This is a genomic window from Pseudomonas sp. PA15(2017), assembly GCF_001945395.1.
In the GTDB taxonomy this organism is placed as follows: Bacteria; Pseudomonadota; Gammaproteobacteria; order Pseudomonadales; family Pseudomonadaceae; genus Aquipseudomonas.
This window is the reverse complement of sequence record NZ_MSXV01000007.1, coordinates 171,589-193,066: the sequence shown is the minus strand read 5'-3', so window position 1 is coordinate 193,066 and position 21,478 is coordinate 171,589. Positions and strand designations below refer to the sequence as shown.

The following is a 21,478-nucleotide window of genomic DNA, read 5'->3' as shown; positions in this document are numbered from 1 at the left end:
TCCTTTCGGGCCTAAGGGCACCAGTAGATTTCGAGCGGCGCGCGCAAAAACGCGCTGATCGGCATGTTCTTTTGATTGTCTTGCTGCAAGGCCTGCTCGAGTACCGCGAGCTTGCCCGGCCCCTCGATCGCCAGCAGCGGCAGGCGGGCCGCCCCGAGTAGCGGCAGGGTCAGGGTCAGCCGTTGGTGCGGCACGTTCGGCGCCAGCATCGGCAGACAACGGCGCGGGCATTGATCGCCAAGCGCCTGCTCCAGGTTCGGGCTGTCCGGAAACAGCGAGGCAGTATGCCCGTCGGTGCCCATGCCCAGTACCAGCACATCGATGCCCGGCAGGTCACGCAGCGTCTGCTCGGCAAGTTCAGCGGCCTCCTCGAGGCTGCCAGCACGTTGATACAACCCCAGTAAGCGGGCCTCGGCAGCCGGCCCCTGCAGCAGATGACGACGCACCAGCGCCTCGTTGCTGTCCTCGTGGCTGGTTGGTACCCAGCGCTCGTCGGCCAGGCTCACCAGCACCTTGGCCCAGGGCAACGGCTGCTGCGCGAGCGCCTTGAAAAAAGCGATCGGGCTGCGCCCACCGGACACCACCAGGGTCGCCTGGCCGCGGCTGTCGATGGCAGCGCGCAGCGCGCCGGCCACGTTCTCGGCCAGCGCGTTCGCCAGATGCTGCGCGTCGCTGTGACTGCGGGCGACCACGCCCGCGGGAAATTCGAGGTCAGAGATCGCCATACCAGGCCCTCCCGTCGCGAGTGATCAGGGCGATGGAACTCATCGGCCCCCAGGTGCCGGCGACGTACGGCTTGGGCGGGTCGCCGAGTTTCTTCCAGCCGGCGATCAGCTGATCGCACCACTGCCAGGCGTGCTCGATCTCGTCCTTGCGCACGAACAGGTTCTGATTGCCGCGCATCACTTCCAGCAGCAGACGCTCGTAGGCGTCGGGAATCCGCGCGCTCTTGTAGGCAGTGGAAAAGTTCAGCTGCAGCGGCCCGCTGCGTAGCTGCATGCCCTTGTCCAGTCCCTGGTCCTTGGTCATCACCTGCAGGGAAATACTCTCGTCCGGCTGCAGGCGGATGATCAGCTTGTTGCCGATCAGCTGGCGTTGCTCCGGCGCGAAGATGTAGTGCGGCGGTTCCTTGAAGTGGATGACGATCTGCGACAGCTTCTGCGCCATGCGCTTGCCGGTACGCAGGTAGAACGGCACGCCGGCCCAACGCCAGTTACGGATGTCGGCGCGCAGGGCGACGAAGGTTTCGGTGTCGCTCTGGGCGTTGGAGTTCTCTTCTTCCAGGTAGCCGGGAACCGGCTTGCCATCGCTGGTGCCGGCCACGTATTGACCGCGCACCACATGACGCGACAGCTGTTCGGCGGTCATCGGCTCGAGGGCCTTGAGCACCTTGACCTTCTCGTCACGGATGGCGTCGGCGGACAGGTCGCCTGGCGGGTCCATGGCGATCAGACAGAGCAGTTGCAGCAGGTGGTTCTGGATCATGTCACGCAGCTGACCGGCCTTGTCGAAGTAGCCCCAGCGCCCTTCGATACCGACCTTTTCCGCCACGGTGATTTCCACGTGGGTGATGTGGTTCTGGTTCCACTGGGTTTCGAACAGGCTGTTGGCAAAACGCAGGGCGATGAGATTCTGCACCGTTTCCTTGCCCAGGTAGTGGTCGATCCGGTAGACCTGGCTTTCCGGGAAATAGGCCGCCACCGCATCGTTGACCGCGCGCGACGAGTCGAGGTCATGGCCTATGGGTTTCTCCAGCACTACCCGGGTGTTCTCGGCCAGGCCGACCGCTGCCAGGTTGGCGCAGATGCCGCCGTACACCGAGGCTGGCGTGGCGAAATAGGCGATCAGCTGGCGACCGCTGCCGACCATCTCGGCCAGCTGCGGGTAGGTGTCCGGCGGCAGGAATTCCATGCTCAGGTAGCGCAGGCGCGCCTGGAAACGCTGCATCGCCGCCTCGTCCAACTCGGTGGCCGGCAGGTAGCGACGCAAATGCGCATCGATGGTGCTCAGGTGCTTGCCGGGGTCACCGCCATCGCGCGCCAGCGCGAGCAACTGGGTATCCTCGTGCAGCAAGCCAGCGCGGTCGAGCTGGTAGAGGGCGGGGAACAGCTTGCGCAATGCCAGGTCGCCCAGGGCGCCGAACAGAGCGAGGGTACAAGGCTCAACGGGAGTCATCGACATGATCTTTGTTCTTCTATCAAGTTGCCCTATTGATAGCGGGTAACCCGCTATCGCGCAACCAGAAATGTAGTAATAAACACAACATATTCGTGAAATGCATAGTACTAGTAGCCAGTAGAGCAGCCCCAGCTTAGGATTGACCCGGCATTTCATCGGACAAGGACAACAATGGATCGCGTGCGCAACCTTCTCGAACAGATCCAGGGCCGCCTCGAGAGCCTCAACAAGGCCGAACGCAAGGTCGCCGAAGTGATACTGCTCAATCCGCAGCAGGCCACCCGCCTGAGCATCGCCGCCCTCGCCCAGGCCGCTCAGGTCAGCGAGCCGACGGTCAACCGTTTCTGCCGCTCGTTCGGCGTCAACGGTTACCCGGAATTGAAGATGCAGCTGGCGCAGAGCCTGGCCAGTGGCGCGGCGTACGTGAGCCGCGCGGTGGAGGCTGACGACGGCCCCGAGGCCTATACGCGCAAGATCTTCGGTAGCGCCATCGCCTCGCTGGACAGCGCCTGGCAGAGCCTCGACGCCAATTTGATCAGCCGCGCCGTCGACCTGTTGATCCAGGCCAGGCAGATCCACTTCTTCGGCCTTGGCGCCTCGGCGCCGGTAGCTCTGGATGCCCAGCACAAGTTCTTTCGCTTCAACCTGGCGGTATCCGCCCACGCCGACGTGCTGATGCAGCGCATGCTCGCCTCGGTGGCGCACACCGGTGATCTGTTCGTGATCATCTCTTACACCGGGCGTACCCGTGAGCTGGTCGAGGTGGCTCGCCTGGCGCGGGGAAATGGCGCCTCGGTGCTCGGCCTGACCGCCGCCGGCTCGCCGTTGGACCAGGCCTGCAGCCTCAGCGTGCACATTCCGTTGCCCGAGGACACCGACATCTACATGCCGATGACTTCGCGCATCATCCAATTGACGGTGCTGGACGTCCTGGCAACCGGCATGACCCTGCGCCGCGGCGCGGATTTCCAGCCGCACCTGCGCAAGATCAAGGAAAGCCTCAACGCCAGCCGTTACCCGGCCGGCGAAAAGCCGATTTGATCGACAGTCCGATGATGGGCTCTGCCGCAGTTTGAGGGCGATGCTTTAGCTGCGCGCAAGCATTCCCGGGTATCGCTGCGCTCAACCCAGGCTACGGTTAGATGGGTAGCCTGGGTTGAGCAACGCGATACCCGGGAGCAAGCGCTACGGCCACAACCTTAAGGTGCGCCCTACTTCCACCAGTACTCCACCTGCACGCCGAAGTTGGAGCCATTACGCGCACTGCCAAAGGCGCCAGTGTCGGACAGCGCCGAACCCTCGGCCAGCAGATTCGCCGCTTCCTGCGCTGCTTTGTTCCAGGTGGCATAGGTGTAATACAGGCGAATTTCCGGGCGCTCGAAAAAGCCGGGGCCGTTCGGCGACCAGGTCGGCGCGATGGTGAACTTGCTCAGCTTGCGGGTGCCCCCGGAGGCGTCCACCTGGTCATGGCCGATCTCGCCGACCAGCTTGAACTGCTGGGTGAAGGCGTAGCTGGTGCGCCCGCCCACCGACCACCAGTCCTGATCGCCACCGTCGTCACGCTTGTCCTTCTGGTATACGGCCTGCACCTGGCCGCCCAGGCGCGGGGTCATCTGGAAGTCGAAGAACTCGACCACCCGCCAACTCTTGGCGCTGCGATCCAGGGTCGGGTCGCCGGTGTAGCCCAGACCGGTGCCCGGCCCCTGGCCGTACTGCAGGGCAAACTTGTTGTCGCCGCCGAGGCCGAGGAAGTTCTTCTGCACGTGCTGGCCGGTCACCGCCCAGCCACTGTGCGAGTCGTCCACGGACGATGGCTTGTCGACGTAGCTGACGCCCACCTCGACCTCGCCACCCGGGTTGGTCACGAAACCGCCGACGTTGAAGTCGTGGCGGTTGATGTATTCCTTCTGGTCGTAGCTGTCCTTGCGCGAGAACACGTAGCTGTACTTGTAATCACCGATCTTCATCTCGTCGATACCGAAACCGGTGGCGCTCTGGTTCCAGTAGTAGAAGTCGGAGATGTGGATGTCGTTACGCTTGTAGAACCGCCGCCCGGCCCACAGCGAGCCGCCGTTAAGCGCCGGCATGTTGCTCCACTCGGCGTACATCTGGTTCATCCGCGCGGTACCGTGGTCACCGGTGAATTTCGGCGTGTGGCCGTACTCGTTGAACAGCTGTGCCATGCCCTCGATGCTCAGTACCGAGCCATCGTCGAGCGTGAACAGATCCTGACGCAGGTCCAGCTCGGCGTACTGCTCGCACTCGTTACCCAAACGGTACTTGGAGCGCGCGCCCGGCAGTTGGAAGCACGACTGCCTGCCGTTGCCGTCGGCCGTGCCGGCACCACTGCGCACGTAACCGCTGAACTCCAGCGCCATACCCGTAACCGGCAGCGTCAGGGAACCCAGCGCCATGACCAGGCCGAAACCCGTTGATCGTTTCATATCCTCTCCTGCAGTTTTTTATTGTTGTTACCGCTTTGCAATGCCGGCATCAGGACTACGAGGCCGACTCCTTTTCAACGATTCGCTAAAGAGGTGACGTTGCCCGGTTACGCCGTACGGGCCAGGGGCCTTACGCGCTCGCCGCTCTTGGCATCGAACAGCAGTGCCCGCGCCGCATCGATATGCAGCTCCAGGCGCTGGCCCACCGGCGGCGCCTGATCGGGCGCCAGGCGGCAGCACAGCTTGCTGTCATTGGCGGTGACGAATACCAGGGTGTCCGGCCCGGTGGGCTCGGTGACTTCCACCTGGGCAGCCAGCGTATTGGCCTGCGCCAGGCCGCTCGCCAGTTGCACCTGCTCGGGGCGCACGCCGAGCAGCAGTTCGCCCTGCTCCGCGCCCTCGGGCAGCTCGCCCAGGGGCAGCTCGCAACGACCCTCGGCCGACGCCAGCACGGCCCAGGCCTGCCCGTCGCGACGCTGCACCTGCACGGGAATGAAATTCATCGGTGGCGAGCCGATGAAGCTCGCCACGAACAGGTTGGAAGGATCGTTGTAGATCTGCTGCGGGGTGCCGAATTGCTGAATCACGCCGTCCTTCATCACCGCCACCTTGTCGCCCAGGGTCATGGCCTCGATCTGGTCGTGGGTGACGTAGACCGTGGTGGTCTTCAGGCGCTGGTGCATCAGCTTGATTTCGGTACGCATCTCCACCCGTAGCTTGGCGTCGAGGTTGGAGAGCGGCTCGTCGAACAGGTAGATCTTCGGGCGCCGCGCCAGGGCCCGGCCCATGGCCACGCGCTGTTGCTGGCCGCCGGAGAGTTGGCCGGGCTTGCGCCCCAGCAGGTGCTCGATCTGCAGCAGCTTGGCGACGCGCGCCACTTCCTCGTCGATGGCCGCCGGAGCCAGCTTGCGCATCTTCAGGCCGAAGGCGATGTTGTCGCGCACGTTCATGGTCGGGTACAGCGCGTAGGACTGGAAAACCATGGCGATGTCACGATCCTTGGGGCTCATGCCGCTGATGTCGGCACCGTCGACCAGGATGGCACCGTTGCTGATGCTCTCCAGCCCGGCGATGCAGTTCATCAGGGTGGATTTGCCGCAGCCCGACGGGCCGACCAGGATCAGGAATTCGCCATCGTCGATTTTCAGATCGATGCTTTTCAGCGTATCCGTCAGGCCGCTGCCGTAGGATTTGTTGACGTTGCGCAGTTCGAGCGTTGCCATTTACTTCTCTCCACTTCGAAAGTGCCGCGAGCGAGCGCAGCAGCTTTCAACCCTTTACCGCGCCAGCTGTGAGGCCGCGCAGGAAATACTTGCCCGCCAGGATGTACACCAGCAGGGTCGGCAGCCCGGCGATCATCGCCGCGGCCATGTCCACGTTGTATTCCTTGGCCCCGGTGCTGGTGTTCACCAGGTTGTTGAGGGCCACGGTGATCGGCTGGGCATCGCCACTGGCGAACACCACGCCGAACAGGAAATCGTTCCAGATCTGGGTGAACTGCCAGATCAGGCAGACCATGATGATCGGCACTGACATGGGCAGAAGGATGCGCCCGAAGATGGTGAAGAACCCCGCGCCATCCAGACGCGCGGCCTTGACCAGGGCATCCGGCACGCTGACGTAGAAGTTGCGGAAGAACAGCGTGGTGAAGGCGATGCCGTAGACCACGTGCACCAGCACCAGGCCGGTGGTGGTATTGGCCAGGCCGAACTTGCCGAGGGTGAACGAGGCCGGCAGCAGGATGGTCTGGAACGGCAGGAAGCAGCCGAACAACAGCAGGCCGAAGAACAGCTGCGAGCCGCGGAAGCGCCACATCGACAGCACGTAGCCGTTGAGCGCGCCGATGGCCGTGGAAATCAGCACCGCCGGAATGGCCATCTTCGCCGAGTTCCAGAAGTGCCCACCGACCACGTCCCAGGCCTTGACCCAGCCGATCAGGGTGAAAGCGTCCGGCAGCGACAGCAGGTTGCCGGCGCGCACGTCCTCGGGGGTCTTGAAGCTGGTCAGCAGCATCACCACCAGCGGCACCAGGTACAGCGCGGCGGCGAACAACAGGGTGGCGTGAATCGCCAGGCGGCTTGGACTGAAAGCCTTAGTCATGGCGCTTGCCTCGCAATTCCGAGTAGAGGTACGGCACCAGGATCGCCAGGATCGCGCCGAGCATCAGCATCGCGCTGGCCGAGCCGATGCCCATCTGGCCGCGGCTGAAGGTGAAGTTGTACATGAACATCGCTGGCAGATCGGAGGCGTAGCCAGGCCCGCCCGCGGTCATCGCCGCGACCAGGTCGAAGCTCTTGATGGCAATGTGCGCGAGGATCATCACCGCACTGAAGAACACCGGGCGCAAGCTCGGCAGCACGATGCGCAGGTAGATGGTCGGAAGATTCGCCCCATCGACCTGGGCGGCGCGGATGATCGACTGATCGACGCCGCGCAGCCCAGCCAGGAACAGCGCCATGACGAAGCCCGAGGCCTGCCACACGGCCGCGATCACCAGGCAGTAGATGACCCGCTCCGGGTCCACCAGCCAGTCCAGGCGAAAGCCTTCCCAGCCCCAATCGCGCAGCAGCTTGTCCAGGCCCAGGCCGGGATTGAGCAGCCACTTCCAGGCGGTACCGGTGACGATCATCGACAGCGCCATGGGGTACAGGTAGATGGTGCGGATAACGCCTTCACGGCGAATGCGCTGATCCAGCAGCACCGCCAGCAACACGCCGATGACCAGGCTGATGGCGATGAACAGGCCGCCGAACACCATCAGGTTCTTGCTGGCGACCCACCAGCGGTCGTTGTCCATCAAGCGCATGTACTGCTGCAGGCCCACCCACTTGTAGCTGGGCATGAAGCTGGAATTGGTGAACGACAGCACCGCCGTCCACAGGATGTAGCCGTAGAACCCCACCAGCACCACCAGCATGGTGGGCGCCAGCACCAGCTTGGGCAGCCAGCGCTGCAGCGCATCGAAGGGTGAAGCCTTGCCGATTACCGTCGTGACACTCATCGGACCTACCGTGTGTAGAGAAATTCGGGACGAACTCCGCCGGCGACAGGCGCGGAGCCCGTCGCACGAACGGATGGTGAAATCAGGCGGGCCGCCGGGTAGCGGCCCGCTTCACGCTATTGCGCGGACTTGATCGCCGCGGCCATCTGCGCGCCGGCCTTGCTCGGGTCGGCGTTCTTGTCGGCCATGAAGTTGGTGACCACATCGAAGATCGCCCCCTGCACCGCCAGGTTGGTGGCCATGCTGTGGGCCATGCTCGGTTCCAGCTTGCCGTTCTTGTCGGCCTCCTGGAAATCCTTCATGGAGGCCTGGGCGCAACTGTCGAACTTGCTCATGTCCAGGTCCGAGCGCACCGGGATCGAGCCCTTGTTCTCGTTGAACACGTACTGGAACTCGGGCTCCAGGGCGATGCGCGCCAGGGCATGCTGGGCGGCGATGTCGCCCTCTTTCTTCAGCCTGAACATGGCCATGGAGTCGATGTTGTAGGTGTAGCTGCCCGCGGTGCCCGGCATAGGAACGCACTGGTAGTCCTTGCCGGCGACCTTGCCGGCGGCGGTCCATTCGCTCTTGGCCCAGTCGCCCATGATCTGCATGCCGGCCTTGCCGTCGATGACCTCGGCGGTGGCCAGGTTCCAGTCACGCCCGGCACGGTTGTCGTCCATGTAGGTGGAGAGTTTTTTTAGTGCGGTGAACACTTCGGCCATCTGCGGGCTGGTCAGGGTCGCTTCGTCGTTCTCGACGAACGCCTTGTGGTAGCCCTCGGCGCCCATGATGCTGAGCACCAGGCCTTCGAATACGGTGCTGTCCTGCCATGGCTGGCCGCCATGGGCCAGTGGCGTGAAACCGGCGGCCTTGAGCTTGTCGCCGGCGGCGTAGAGTTCGTCCAGGGTGGTCGGCGCTTTGTCGATGCCGGCCTTCTTGAAGACTGCCGGGTTGATCCACAACCAGTTGACGCGATGGATGTTCACCGGCACGGCCACGTAATGGCCGTCGTACTTCATGGTATTGGCGACGGTTTTCGACAGCAGGCCATCCCAATTGTTGGCCTTGGCCACGTCGTCCAGCGGTGCGAGCAGATCCAGCGCGCCCCACTCCTGCAGATCCGGCCCCTTGATCTGTGCGGCGCCTGGCGGGTTGCCGGAGACCACGCGGGTCTTCAGCACGGTCATGGCGGCCGAGCCGGCACCACCGGCCACGGCACTGTCCTTCCAGGTGTAGCCGTCCTTCTCGACCAGCTCACGCAGGACCTTCACGGCTGCCGCTTCGCCACCGGACGTCCACCAATGCACGACTTCGACCGTACCTTTGGAGTCGGCCGCCAGCGCGGTGAGGGGGAACAGGGAGGCGAGAGAAACGGCAGTAGCGAGACGGGTGATCGCGTTCATCGAAGTACCTTTCTTGTTGTTAGCGGCAAGTCATGGCGCTTGCGTTGCAGGGAGTGTAATCAGGGTTGGCGGGCCACCAGGTAACGAAGCGATGCGCGAATGTCACAATGCCGTTACATGGCGGCCAACGCCGTGGCCAGGCTCGGCGCCAGCGCCACGCGCGGCAGCAGCACGGCCTGGTAGGCGTGATACAGATCAGGCTTTCCCGGCCAGATGCTGGCGGCCGGCCGGTTGCCGGTATCGAGCTCATGGTGCCAGCTGCCCTCTTGCAGATCGATGAAATGGCTGGCGGTGAACTCCCAGAAGCGCCGGTACCAGGCCTCGTAGTCCGGCTCGCCGGTGCGCCGCAGCAGCGCCGCTGCCGCCGCGCTGGCCTCGGCCTGCACCCAGTGCAGCCGTGCACGCACCACGGGCCGCGCCTGCCAGTCGAGGGTGTAGACCAGCCCTGGCGCGCCATCGGCCAACCAGGCATCGCCACAGGCACTGGTGAACAGACCGCGTGCATCGTCCAGCAGCCAGGCGGGCGCTTCCAGCCCGGCGCAGGTGAGGGCGGCCTCCAGATGCAGCAGCAGGCGCGCCCATTCGAAACTGTGGCCGGGCGTGCTGCCATAGGGGCGAAACGGATCGGCGCGGTTGTCGGTGTTGTAGTCGGGCAGCGCCTGCCACTGGTGGTCGAAATGCTCGACCACCACGTGCCCGCGGGAGGCGGCATGTCGGTGGATCAATCGCTCGGCGACACGCAGCGCGCGCTGCAGCCAGACGCTGTCGCCGGTAACGTCGGCCAGGGCGAGAAAGGCTTCCACGCCATGCATGTTGCTGTTGGCGCCGCGGTAGGCCTCTTCCTGCGACCAGTCGCGGCTGAAGCTCTCCCGTAGCGCGCCCTCCTCCTCGCTCCAGAAATGCGCTTCCAGAATCCTGATCGCCTCGGCCAGCAGCGCCTCGGCCCCTGGTCTGCCGGCCGCTCGAGCGGAACTGGCGGCCAGGGCCACGAAGGCGTGCAGGTAGGCGCTCTTGTCGCCCTCGCGGGTGACGTCGGCGAACCAGCCGCCGGCCACCTCGTCACGCAGCCGGCCCTGCAGCGCAGTGACGCCGTGATCGACCAGCTCGCCGTAGCCGACAATGCCTTGCAGATGGGCCAGGGCGAAGCAGTGGGTCATGCGTGTGGTGTGGATCAACTCAGCGATGGCATCGGGCGCCAGCGCGCCCCTTGCATCGAGGGCGGCGAAACCATGCTCGACTTTCGCCGCGCGTGCGAACGGCAGCAGGCGCAAACCTTCGGCATTCAGCCAGGCTTGGTGGGCGGGCTTCACCAGCCAGCTGTCGGCGGGGAGTACGGGTGTGATCGTCATTGTTGTTGTTCCATACAGACGGAAAATGGCCGCATCAGTCGATAGCCCGGCTCGAGCGCAGCGATAACCGGCTCCGTCAAAAACCTGGGTTACGCCTTTGGCCAACCCAGGCTACGAGAAGCTGTGCAGGCACCGGCGGATACGAATCGGCGAAAGGCGCATGACGAGTCTACTGGCGGCTACCTACCGCCAAGTAACGAAGGCCGGCTGCTTTGTCACGGAGCGGTGACATTCAATCCGGCATTCGCGGCAGGCGCAGGGTTACCCGCAGTCCGCCTTCGCGCAGGTTCTGCAGGCTCACCTCGCCGCCATGGCTATGGGCGATGTTGCGCGCAATGCCGAGGCCCAGGCCATAACCCTGCTGCTGGCCAGCCAGGCGGAAATGCGGCTCGAATACCTGTTCGAGGCGCTGCTCGGGCACCCCCGGCCCCTCATCGTCGACGTGCAGCACATAGGCCTCGTCGTCGTCCTCGACGTGCAGGTGGGCGCGGTGGCCGTACTTGAGGGCGTTGTCCACCAGGTTGCCGATACAGCGCCGCAACGCCAGGGGCTTGCCGAGGTAATCCGCCCCCGCCTCGCCATGCAGGGTCACGCGGCCATTGCCGGTCGGTGCCAGGTACGGCTCGACCAGACAGTGCAGCAGCTGGTTGAGGTCCACCGACTCGATGTTCTCGTGGATGTCGGTGTCCTTGACGCACTGCAACGCACCCTTGACCAGCAGCTCCAGCTCGTCGAGATCGCGGCCGAACTTGGTCTGCAGGGTTTCGTCGTCGAGCAGCTCGACGCGCAGGCGCAGGCGGGTGATCGGCGTGCGCAGGTCATGGGAAATGGCGCTGAACAGCTGGGCACGCTCGGTCAGGTAGCGGCTGATGCGCTCGCGCATGGCGTTGAAGGCCCGCGCCACCTCCACCACTTCACGCCCGCCGGCCTCCTCCACCGGCTCGATGTCGGCGCCCAGCGACATGTGCCGCGCGGCCCGCGCCAGGCGCTTGAGCGGCCGGCTCTGCCAGCGCACCAGAATGCCGATGAACAACAGCAGGAAGCCGCTGCTGAGCAGGATGAACCACAGCTGCTGAGTAGGCAGCACAGGCTCCTCCAGGCTGGTGTAGGGCTCGGGCAAGAGCGAGGCGATATACAGCCATTCGCCGGGCGCCAGCTGGATCTGGGTGACCAGCACCGGCGGATTGACCGGCTCCAGGGTCAGGGCGTAATGGGCCCAGGAGCGCGGCAATTCGTCGAGTTTCAGGCCGCCATTGAAGATGCGCAGGTCATCAGGGCTGACGAAGGTCACGGAAATGTCCGCCTGGTTGCCCAACGAGGCGCGCAGCACCTCGCTGACCGCCTCGGTCACCGCCAGCTTGCGCGGCGTTTCGGGCAGCAGGTGCATGCTCAAGGGGCGGTCGTTGAGGCTGACCACGAAGCGGGTGCCGCCCATGCTGCGCAACTGGTCGAGCACCATCGGCCGGTAGGCCACCGGCAGCGAACGGAAGTAACGCACGCTGGCCGACATCGAATGGGCCAGGCTGCGTGCCGTGGTGATCAGCCCTTCGAGCTGGGTGGCGCGCAACTGCGACAGCCAGATGGCGCTGGACAACGTCTGCGCCGCCAGCACCGAGAGCAGGGTCAGGAGCAGCATGCGGCCGAGCAGTGAACGTGGAATCGGCAGCAGCCGACGCCAGTCAGCGCGCATTGCCGGCCTGCGCACTGACGGCGGCGGCCAGCTGGTAGCCGCTGCCACGTACGGTGCGGATCAGCCGCGGCGGTTTGCCGGTGTCTCGCAGGCGCTGGCGCAGGCGACTCACGGCCATGTCGACGATGCGTTCGAGCGGCATCATCTCGCGGCCGCGGGTGGCATTGCCGATGGTGTCGCGGTCGAGAATCTGCTGCGGGTGATCGAGAAACAGCTTGAGCAGCGCGAAGTCGGCGCCGGACAACAGCACTTCTTCGCCGTCGAGGTGAAACAGCCGATGGCTGACCATGTCAAGGCGCCACTCGTCGAACGCCAGCACGTCTGCGCCGCGTTCCTGGGCGAAATTCGCTCGTCGCAGCAGCGCCTTGATACGCGCAAGCAACTCGCGGGGGCTGAACGGTTTGCCGAGGTAGTCATCGGCGCCCAGCTCGAGGCCGATGACCCGGTCGGCCTCGTCGGAGCTGGCGGTCAGCATGATGATCGGCACCTGGGCGAAACGCTGGTGCTCGCGGGTCCAGCGGCACAGGCTGAAGCCGTCCTCGTCGGGCAACATCACATCGAGAATGACCAGATCGGCACCGCCTTCGCAGAGCGCCCCACGAAACCCGGCGCCATCGGCCACGGTGCGCACCTGCAGGCCGGCACGCCCGAGGTAGGTTTGCAGCAGTTCCCGAATATCCTGGTCGTCGTCGACCAGCAGGATGGATTTTCCAGTTGGGCTCACATCGATGATCCTTGTTTTTGTTATGGGCGATGCTAGACGAGTTGCTAGTTCCTTCGCAGGTGCTGCTCCACCGCCACGCCCGCGCCGACCAGGCCCGGGTAAGGCGCGGTGACCAGCCATACCGGCAGGCCATCAAAGTAGTCGCTCATGCAGCCCTTGTCGCGCAGGCTGCGCGAGAACCCGCTGGCCATGAAGAAGTCGGCGAAGCGCGGCACCATACCACCGGCGATGAACACGCCGCCTCGCCCACCCACGGTCAGCACGTTGTTGCCCGCCACACGGCCGAGCAGGCAGCAGAACGATTCCAGCACTGTGACTGCCAATGGCTCCCCGTCCAGCGCCGCACGGGTGACCTCGGCGGCGCTCTGCAGGGATGCCGGCTGACCATCCACCGCACAGGTCGCGCGATACAAGGCCAGCAGCCCGTTGCCGCTGAGCGCCCCGGCCTCGGCGCTGACGTGGCCGAGCTGGCGGTGCAGTGCCTGCCAGATCAACGCCTCGCGGTTACTGCCCACCGGCAGGTCGACATGGCCACCCTCGCCCGGCAACGCGTGCCAGCTGCCATCGGGCAAACTCAGCAAGGTGCCGACGCCCAAGCCCGTGCCGGCGCCGATCACTACCGCCGGGCGCCCTGGTTGCGCCTCACCTGGACAAACGGTGATGTACTCGTCGTCCTGCAGGCAGGTCATACCCAGGGCCATGGCGGAAAAGTCGTTGAGCAGCAGCAGCTCGCGTATCTGCAGCGCGGCGCAGAACGCCTGACGGTCGATACGCCAGGCGTTGTTGGTGAAGCGGAACGGGTCGATTTCCACCGGCCCGGCGCAGGCCAGACAGATGGTTTGCACCTCACCAAGGGCCAGACCTTCGGCGTCCAGGTAAGCGACGATGGCCTGCTCGACGGTGGCGTGATCGGCAGTCGCCGATACCCGCACGCCATGCAGGCCGCCGTCACGCCACAGGGCGAAACGTGCATTGGTGCCACCGATGTCACCAACCAGCGCCAGGCTCATCGCAGCGAGTCCAGTTCGGCGGTGAAGGCGCTGGCGCCCTCTTCCGCCGGGCTGAACGCGGCGCGCATGAAGGCGAACAGCTCGCGGCCACAACCGACGCCGGTGCCTTGTGGGCGCGGCGCGATCTCGCGGGCATTCCAGGCGATGTCGTCGACCAGCATCTGCAGGTGCCCGGTCACGCCATCGACGCGAATCAGATCGCCGTCACGCACCCGTGCCAGCGGACCTCCATCCCAGGCTTCGGGGCTGACGTGAATGGCCGCCGGCACCTTGCCCGACGCGCCGGACATCCGCCCATCGGTGACCAGCGCCACCTTGAAGCCGCGATCCTGGAGGATGCCCAGGTATGGCGTGAGCTTGTGCAATTCGGGCATGCCGTTGGCCTTGGGCCCCTGGAAGCGCACCACGGCGACAAAGTCGCGCTCCAGCTCACCGGCCTTGAAGGCTTCCGCCAGCTCGGCTTGGGTGTCGAACACCCGGGCCGGCGCTTCGACCACCTGATGCTCCGGCGCCACGGCCGATACCTTGGCCACGCCGTTGCCGAGGTTGCCGGTCAGCACCCGCAGCCCGCCCTCGGGTGAGAAGGCCTCCGGCACGCTGCGCAGGATGTTGCGATCCAGACTCTGCTCCGGGCCCTGGCGCCAGACCAGACGCTCGCCATCGAGGAACGGCTCCTGGGTGTAGCGCGACAGGCCCTGGCCGGCAACGGTGTAGACGTCTTCGTGCAGCAGGCCGGCTTCGAGTAGCGTGCGCACCATGAAAGGCACGCCGCCGCAGGCATGAAAGTGGTTCACATCGGCCTGGCCATTGGGATAGACCTTGGCCAGCGTCGGCGTGACGGCGGACAGATCGGCCATGTCCTGCCAGGTCAGCTGGATGCCGGCAGCGCGGGCGAAGGCCGGGATATGCAGGGTGTGGTTGGTCGAACCACCAGTGGCATTGAGGGCCACCACCGAGTTGACGATGGCCTTCTCGTCGATGATCCGGCACAGCGGCGTGTACTCGCCGCCCTGGCGCGTCAGGCGTACCACCTGGTGGGCGGCCTCGGCCGTCAACGCGTCACGCAGGGGTGTGTAGGGGTTGACGAAGGACGAACCCGGCAAGTGCAGGCCCATGATCTCCATCACCACCTGATTGGTGTTGGCGGTGCCGTAGAAGGTGCAGGTGCCGGGGCTGTGATAGGACTTCATCTCCGATTCGAGAAGCTGCTCGCGGGTCGCCTTGCCTTCGGCATAGAGCTGGCGAACCTCGGCCTTTTCCTTGTTGGGAATGCCCGAAGGCATCGGCCCGCCCGGCACGAAGATCATCGGCAGGTGACCGAAGCGCAGGGCGCCGATCATCAGCCCCGGGATGATCTTGTCGCAGATGCCCAGCAGCATCGCCGCATCGAACATGTTGTGCGACAGCGCCACGGCGGTGGACATGGCGATCACTTCGCGGCTGGCCAGGCTCAGTTCCATACCCGGTTCACCTTGGGTCACGCCGTCGCACATCGCCGGCACGCCGCCGGCCACCTGGCCCACCGAGCCGATTTGGCGCAAGGCCTGCCTGATCAGTTCCGGATAGTGTTCGTAGGGCTGGTGGGCGGACAGCATGTCGTTGTAGGCGGTGACGATGCCGACGTTGGCCTCGTTCATCAGCCGCAGGCGCTGCTTGTCTTCGGCCGAGCCGCAACCGGCCACGCCGTGGGCGAAGTTGGCGCATTGCAGCGCGCCGCGGTGCGGGCCCTGGCTGTCGGCAGCAGCCATCTGCGCCAGGTAACGCTCGCGGGTGGCACGGCTGCGGGTGATCAGGCGGTCGGTTACCTCGAGGATGCGGGGGTGCATGGTGTCGACTCCAGGCTAGCGGGTAGCACTTAGAATTGTATTTTTATCAAAATCTTGACAGATAAAACGCTTGATTTCTACTTTCATGAGAATAATCTTGTTTTTAAAACAACATATAAGGATCGACGCTCATGACATTGCGAATTGCCATCAATGGTTTCGGTCGCATCGGCCGTAACGTGCTCCGAGCACTCTATACCCAGAACTATCGCGAGAAGCTGCAAGTCGTCGCCATCAATGACCTGGGCGACAGCGCCATCAACGCTCATCTGCTCAAATACGACAGCGTACACGGCATTTTCGACGCATCCGTCGAGGTCGACGGGCAAGATCTGCTTATCAACGGGGACCGCATCGCCGTCAGCACGCTCCGTAACCCTGCCGAACTGCCCTGGAAGGATCTGGACGTCGACGTGGTGTTCGAATGCACCGGCCTGTTCACCGATCGCGACAAGGCCGCTGCCCACCTGGCCGCCGGCGCCCGCAAGGTGATCATCTCCGCGCCGGCCAAAGGCGCGGATGCGACCGTCGTCTACGGCGTCAACGAAGGCAGCCTGCGCGCCGACCAGCAGATCATCTCCAATGCGTCGTGCACCACCAACTGCCTGGCGCCGGTGGCACAGGTGCTGCAGCGCGAGCTGGGCATCGAAAGTGGGCTGATGACCACCATCCACGCCTACACCAACGACCAGAATCTCTCCGACGTGTACCACAGCGACCTGTTCCGCGCGCGCTCGGCCACTCAGTCGATGATTCCCACCAAGACCGGCGCTGCCGAAGCGGTCGGCCTGGTGCTGCCGGAGCTGGCCGGGCGCCTGACCGGCATGGCGGTGCGCGTGCCGGTGATCAACGTGTCGCTGGTCGACCTGACCATTCAGGTGCAGCGCGACACCAGCGTCGAGGAAATCAACGCCCTGCTCAAGGCGGCGGCGCAAAAATCCCCGGTGCTGGGCTACAACGCGCTGCCGCTGGTGTCGTGCGATTTCAACCACAATCCGCTGTCTTCGATCTTCGATGCCAACCACACCAAGGTGAACGGCCGGCTGGTGAAGGTACTGGCCTGGTACGACAACGAGTGGGGTTTCTCCAACCGCATGCTCGACACCTGCCTGGCAGCTAACGCCGCCAAATAACCTGCGCTGAGAACCTGTTCAAAGCCTGCTGCGCGTCGGCACTGCGGCGTTAAAAACAGGCTGGATTGCCAGCCCAGTCGGACTGCTCATTTACAGCTCGTAAAGTCGAGCGCGACTCCGACCGGTCCTCGCCTGTTTTCGCCTTGCATTGCTCTAGCTCGCGAGACTTTGAACAGGTTCTGACAGACGCAGCGATGCACCGAGTGGCATAAAGGCTCGGTAAATCGCTGCGAGCGGATTACAATTGCTGCCCGCCTCGCCCACTAGGCCGAGCTTGATGCCGCGGTAAACGCGCTGGCGTTGGCGCCAGGCAGCCGCCAATCGATATCCGCAAACCACTGGAAGCCGCATGGACTCTAGCCGCAACACCCTCGAACAGCATTACACCGCCATTCTCGGCCAGCTCGGCGAAGACGCTTCCCGTGAAGGCCTGCTCGACACGCCCAAGCGCGCCGCCAAGGCCATGCAGTACCTGTGCAATGGCTACCAGAAGACCCTGGAAGAAGTCACCAACGGCGCGCTGTTCAGCTCCGACGCCAGCGAAATGGTAGTGGTCAAGGATATCGAGCTGTATTCGCTGTGCGAGCACCACCTGCTGCCCTTCATCGGCAAGGCCCACGTCGCCTATATTCCCAGCGGCAAGGTGCTGGGCCTGTCCAAGGTCGCGCGCATCGTCGACATGTACGCCCGCCGCCTGCAGATCCAGGAAAGCCTGAGCCGGCAGATCGCCGAGGCCCTCCAGCAGGTCACCGGCGCCCTGGGCGTGGCGGTGGTCATCGAGGCCAAGCACATGTGCATGATGATGCGCGGCGTGGAGAAGCAGAACTCCTCTATGGTCACCTCGGTGATGCTCGGCGAATTCCGCGAGAACGCGGCGACCCGCAGCGAGTTCCTGAGCCTGGTTAGCTGAAGCGCCTTGCTCGCACGGAGAGCGTCTTGCCCCACACCTCGCAATAGCGGGGCTAGGCAGATGCTCCCGCCCGACCGGCATGTGGGAGCGCGCCATGCGCGCGATTCACGGGCATGGCCCGTTCCCACAGAAGGCCTGCCCCTACGTCTTTTCCACGAACTGCAACTCGGCCAAACGCGCATAGAGCGGGTTGCTGGCGACCAGTTCGGCGTGTTTACCCAGTGCCACCAACCGCCCCTGATCGAAGACCGCGATGCGGTCGGCGCTCTTTACCGTGGCCAGGCGATGGGCGATCACCAGAGTGGTGCGGCCGCGCATCAGCTCGGGCAGCGCCTGCTGGATCAGGTGCTCGCTCTCGGCGTCCAGCGCACTGGTGGCTTCGTCGAGCAGCAGGATCGGTGCATCCACCAGCAAGGCGCGGGCAATCGCCAGGCGCTGCCGCTGGCCGCCGGAAAGCCCCAGGCCGGCATCGCCCAGATGGGTCTGATAACCCTGGGGCAAACGCTCGATGAATTCGTGGGCATGGGCCGCGCGGGCGGCGGCTTCCACGTCCGCATCGCTGGCGTCCGGGTGACCGTAGCGGATGTTGTCGGCCACGCTGCCGAAGAACAGCGCCGGGTGCTGGGAGACCAGCGCGAAGTTCTCGCGCAGCGTGTGCGGGTCGAGGCGCTCGATAGGTAGGCCGTCGATCAGAACGCGCCCCTGCAGCGGGTCGTAGAAGCGCAGCAGCAGGTCGAACAGCGTCGACTTGCCCGCTCCGGACGGGCCGACGATGGCCAGGGTTTCGCCTGGCTCCACCGCCAGTGTGATGTCTTGCAGCGCCAGGCTGTCGGGGCGCGTCGGGTAGGCGAAGGACAGGCCTTGCACCTCGATACGGCCCTCCGCTGGCCGGGCCGGAATCAGTGCACCGTCGAGCGGCGCATGGATCTCGTTGCGCGCACTGAGCAGTTCGCTGATGCGCTCGGCGGCGCCAGCGGCGCGTTGCAACTCGCCGATCACCTCGCTGAGGGTGCCGAACGACGAGCCGACGATCAGGCTGTAGAACACGAATGCCGCCAGCTCGCCGCCACTGATTCGCCCGGCGATCACGTCCATGCCACCGACCCAGAGCATCACGCCCACGGCGCCGAGCACCAGCACGATCACCACGGTGATCAGCCAGGCGCGCTGGGCGACGCGCTTGCGGGCAGTGTCGAACGCCGCCTCGGCGGACAGGCCGAAGCGCCGGCGGTCTTCGGCCTGATGGTTGTAGGCCTGCACCGTCTTGATCTGCCCGAGCACTTCGCTGACGTAGCTGCCGACATCGGCGATGCGATCCTGGCTCTGCCGCGACAACTCACGCACACGGCGGCCGAACAGCAGGATCGGCGCGACCACCAGCGGCAGTGCGGCGAACACGATGGCGCTGAGCTTGGGATTGGTGACCACCAGCAGGATCATGCCGCCGACCAGCATGATCAGGTTGCGCAGCGCCATCGACAGCGACGAGCCGATCACCGACTGCAGCAAGGTGGTATCGGCGGTCAGCCGCGACTGGATCTCCGAGGCGCGGTTGTGGGCGTAAAAGCCGGGGTGCAGGCCGACCAGGTGATCGAACACGCGCTTGCGGATGTCTGCCACCACCCGCTCGCCCAGCCAGGAAACCAGGTAGAAGCGCGTGTAGGTACCCACCGCCAGGGCCAGCACGAGCACGAAGAACAGCAGTATCGAATGGCGCAGCGCTTCCGGCGACTGAGTGGCCAGGCCCTGATCGACCAGCAGCTTGATGCCCTGCCCCATGGACAAGGTAATGGCGGCAGTGAACAGCAGCGCCAGCAGCGCACCGACCACGCGCCCGCGATAAGGGGCGATAAACGCCCAGGATGTGCGCAGGGCACCGCGCTGGCGACCGGACAAAAGCGATTTCATGGCGGGCTCGAAGGCTGATAGCAAGAGGGTTACAGCCCATCAAATGGGGTCTATCAGCGCAAACATCAAGCGGGGGCCCTGCGCTTGGCGGCGATCAGCGCTCCATTTAATATATGGAACCCGATTCCAAAAAAATCATAAGCCGCCAGGAGCGCCTATGCCCGCCGCCGCCACAACTCCACTTCCTCAACACTGCGACCTGCTGGTGGTCGGCTCGGGCGCCGCCGGGCTGGCCGCCGCGGTGACTGCAGCGTGGCATGGCCAGCGCGTGGTGCTGGTGGAAAAGGACGCCGTGTTCGGCGGCGCCACCGCCTGGTCCGGTGGCTGGGCCTGGGTTCCGCGCAACCCGCTGGCGCAGCGGGCCGGCATCCAGGAAGACATCGAGCAGCCGTTCACCTACCTGCGCCACGAGCTGGGCGAGCATTTCGACGAAGCGCGAGCCAGGGCCTTTCTCGACGCCTGCCCGCAGATGGTGGCGTTCTTCGAGCGGCACACCGCCCTGCAATTCGTCGATGGTAACGGCATTCCCGACATGCATGGCGACACGCCCGGCGCCGCCACCGGTGGCCATCAGGTGATCGCCGCGCCCTATGACGGTCGTGAAGTGCTCGACCTGCTGCCGCGCCTGCGCAGGACGCTGCGCGAAACCTCGTTCATGGGCATGCCGATCATGGCCGGCGCCGACCTGGCCGCCTTTCTGAGCATGACCCGCTCACCGAGAGCGCTGTGGCACGTGGCCCGTCGTTTCGCCACCCACCTCTATCACCTGGCCCGCTATGGCCGCGCCATGCACCTGGTCAACGGCGTCGCGCTGGTCGCCCGCCTGGCCCGCTCGGCCGCCGACCTGGGCGTGACGATGATCGAGTCGGCAGCGGTGATCAGCCTGCATCAGGAGGATGGCCGAATCAGCGGCGCCACCCTGCGCCGTGCGGACGGCGAGCACTTCATCGGTGCCCGTGCCGTGGTGCTGGCGGCCGGCGGTTTTGCCAACGATCCGCTGCGCCGTCAGCAGCTGTTTCCCCGCGATGCCAGCGGCGTCGACAATCTGGCCCTGCCACCAATGTCATGCTCGGGCGATGGCCTGCGCCTGGGCGAAGCGCTGGGTGCCCAGGTCGATACCCGGCTGCAATCGCCGGTCGCCTGGGCACCGGTGTCCCGGGTGCCGCACCGCGACGGCAGCATCGGCCACTTCCCGCACATCATCGAGCGCGGCAAGCCCGGCATCATCGGCGTGCTGGCCAGCGGCGAGCGCTTCGTCAACGAAGCTAACGGCTATTACGACTACGTGGCGGCGATGATCGAACAGGTGCCCGAGGACCAGCCGGTGTGTTCCTGGCTGATCTGCGATCACCGCTTCCAGCGCCTTTATGGCCTGGGCTTCGCCCGCCCGGCACCCGTACCGCTGTGGCCCATGCTGCGCAGCGGCTACCTGCAACGTGCGGCGACCATCGAGCAGTTGGCGCTCGACTGTGGCATCGACCCGGTGGGCCTGGCGACCACGGTGGCTGCCTTCAATCGACATGCCCGCAATGGCGAAGACCCGCAGTTCGGCCGCGGCAGCACCGCCTTCAACCGCAAACAAGGCGACCCGCTGCACCCTGGCGCCAACCCCTGCGTGGCGCCTATCGAGCATGGCCCGTTCTACGCGGTGAAGGTGCAGCCCGGCTGCTTCGGCACCTTCGCCGGGCTCAAGACCGACGGCAGCGCCCGGGTGCTGGATGCCGATGGCCAGCCAATCCCCGGCCTCTACGCTGCCGGCAGCGACATGGCCAGCGTGTTCGGCGGTCACTATCCCTCAGGCGGCATCAACCTGGGCCCGGCACTGACCTTCGGCTACGTCGCGGCCCGGCATGCGGGGGGCGTCAGTGAGTACGAGTAATCGCCGGACAACAAAAAGCCCCGCTTGGGCGGGGCTCTGCA

Annotated in this window: 17 protein-coding genes; 4 read left to right on the top strand and 13 right to left on the bottom strand. The window is 65.1% G+C overall.

Annotated elements, in window-relative coordinates:
* Positions 1–11 precede the first annotated feature (11 nt).
* Both pgl and zwf read right to left on the bottom strand, forming a co-directional pair.
* The gene (pgl, locus tag BVH03_RS03005; protein WP_075959820.1) at positions 12–725 is read right to left on the bottom strand and encodes a 6-phosphogluconolactonase; all 714 of its coding nucleotides are present in this window, start codon (positions 723–725) and stop codon (positions 12–14) included.
* On the bottom strand, positions 712–2,181 hold the full coding sequence (gene zwf / locus BVH03_RS03000) for a glucose-6-phosphate dehydrogenase (RefSeq protein WP_075959819.1): 1,470 nt from the start codon (positions 2,179–2,181) through the stop codon (positions 712–714). Before zwf ends, pgl begins: the two co-directional genes overlap by 14 nt.
* A 177-nt stretch (positions 2,182–2,358) precedes the next feature.
* Between zwf and BVH03_RS02995 the strand changes: the two genes are divergently transcribed.
* Complete coding sequence (locus BVH03_RS02995) at positions 2,359–3,219, top strand: MurR/RpiR family transcriptional regulator (protein ID WP_177344885.1); 861 nt, start codon at positions 2,359–2,361, stop codon at positions 3,217–3,219.
* Positions 3,220–3,389: 170 nt separating this feature from the next.
* On the opposite strand, the gene BVH03_RS02990 is transcribed toward BVH03_RS02995, so the two are convergent.
* The 10 genes from BVH03_RS02990 to edd form a co-directional block, all read right to left on the bottom strand.
* The gene (locus BVH03_RS02990; protein WP_371915335.1) at positions 3,390–4,592 is read right to left on the bottom strand and encodes a maltoporin; all 1,203 of its coding nucleotides are present in this window, start codon (positions 4,590–4,592) and stop codon (positions 3,390–3,392) included.
* Positions 4,593–4,729: 137 nt separating this feature from the next.
* Complete coding sequence (locus tag BVH03_RS02985) at positions 4,730–5,845, bottom strand: ABC transporter ATP-binding protein (protein ID WP_075959816.1); 1,116 nt, start codon at positions 5,843–5,845, stop codon at positions 4,730–4,732.
* A gap of 46 nt (positions 5,846–5,891) precedes the next feature.
* Positions 5,892–6,722: a carbohydrate ABC transporter permease gene (locus tag BVH03_RS02980; RefSeq protein WP_075930537.1), complete on the bottom strand. Its 831-nt coding sequence runs from the start codon at positions 6,720–6,722 to the stop codon at positions 5,892–5,894.
* Positions 6,715–7,623: a carbohydrate ABC transporter permease gene (locus tag BVH03_RS02975; RefSeq protein ID WP_075959815.1), complete on the bottom strand. Its 909-nt coding sequence runs from the start codon at positions 7,621–7,623 to the stop codon at positions 6,715–6,717. The genes BVH03_RS02980 and BVH03_RS02975 overlap by 8 nt, the downstream gene beginning before the upstream one ends.
* 116 nt (positions 7,624–7,739) lie before the next feature.
* Positions 7,740–9,008 carry an ABC transporter substrate-binding protein gene (locus tag BVH03_RS02970; protein WP_075959814.1) on the bottom strand — a complete coding sequence of 423 codons (1,269 nt, stop codon included), beginning with the start codon at positions 9,006–9,008 and terminating at the stop codon, positions 7,740–7,742.
* Between the two features lie 113 nt (positions 9,009–9,121).
* On the bottom strand, positions 9,122–10,357 hold the full coding sequence (locus tag BVH03_RS02965) for an AGE family epimerase/isomerase (protein WP_075959813.1): 1,236 nt from the start codon (positions 10,355–10,357) through the stop codon (positions 9,122–9,124).
* Between the two features lie 232 nt (positions 10,358–10,589).
* Positions 10,590–12,047 carry an ATP-binding protein gene (locus tag BVH03_RS02960; RefSeq protein ID WP_075959812.1) on the bottom strand — a complete coding sequence of 486 codons (1,458 nt, stop codon included), beginning with the start codon at positions 12,045–12,047 and terminating at the stop codon, positions 10,590–10,592.
* Positions 12,037–12,771 (bottom strand): response regulator, encoded by a 735-nt coding sequence (locus BVH03_RS02955; RefSeq protein WP_075959811.1) that lies wholly within the window; start codon positions 12,769–12,771, stop codon positions 12,037–12,039. Before BVH03_RS02955 ends, BVH03_RS02960 begins: the two co-directional genes overlap by 11 nt.
* A 44-nt stretch (positions 12,772–12,815) precedes the next feature.
* Positions 12,816–13,781 carry a glucokinase gene (locus BVH03_RS02950; RefSeq protein ID WP_075959810.1) on the bottom strand — a complete coding sequence of 322 codons (966 nt, stop codon included), beginning with the start codon at positions 13,779–13,781 and terminating at the stop codon, positions 12,816–12,818.
* Positions 13,778–15,607, bottom strand: coding sequence for a phosphogluconate dehydratase (gene edd, locus BVH03_RS02945; RefSeq protein ID WP_075959809.1), 1,830 nt, complete (start codon positions 15,605–15,607; stop codon positions 13,778–13,780). Before edd ends, BVH03_RS02950 begins: the two co-directional genes overlap by 4 nt.
* Positions 15,608–15,738: 131 nt before the next feature.
* Between edd and gap the strand changes: the two genes are divergently transcribed.
* Positions 15,739–16,740 carry a type I glyceraldehyde-3-phosphate dehydrogenase gene (gap, locus tag BVH03_RS02940; protein ID WP_075959808.1) on the top strand — a complete coding sequence of 334 codons (1,002 nt, stop codon included), beginning with the start codon at positions 15,739–15,741 and terminating at the stop codon, positions 16,738–16,740.
* Between the two features lie 349 nt (positions 16,741–17,089).
* Positions 17,090–17,650, top strand: a complete 561-nt coding sequence (gene folE, locus BVH03_RS02935) for a GTP cyclohydrolase I FolE (RefSeq protein WP_075959807.1) — start codon at positions 17,090–17,092, stop codon at positions 17,648–17,650.
* A 141-nt stretch (positions 17,651–17,791) separates the two neighbouring features.
* Here the strand turns inward: folE and BVH03_RS02930 are convergent, their stop codons facing one another.
* A complete protein-coding gene (locus BVH03_RS02930; protein WP_075959806.1) occupies positions 17,792–19,558 on the bottom strand; it encodes an ABC transporter transmembrane domain-containing protein in 1,767 nt (588 codons plus the stop codon).
* Positions 19,559–19,715: 157 nt separating this feature from the next.
* Between BVH03_RS02930 and BVH03_RS02925 the strand changes: the two genes are divergently transcribed.
* Entirely contained in the window at positions 19,716–21,437 is a 1,722-nt protein-coding gene (locus BVH03_RS02925; RefSeq protein WP_075959805.1) for an FAD-dependent oxidoreductase, read from the top strand.
* Positions 21,438–21,478: the final 41 nt, after the last annotated feature.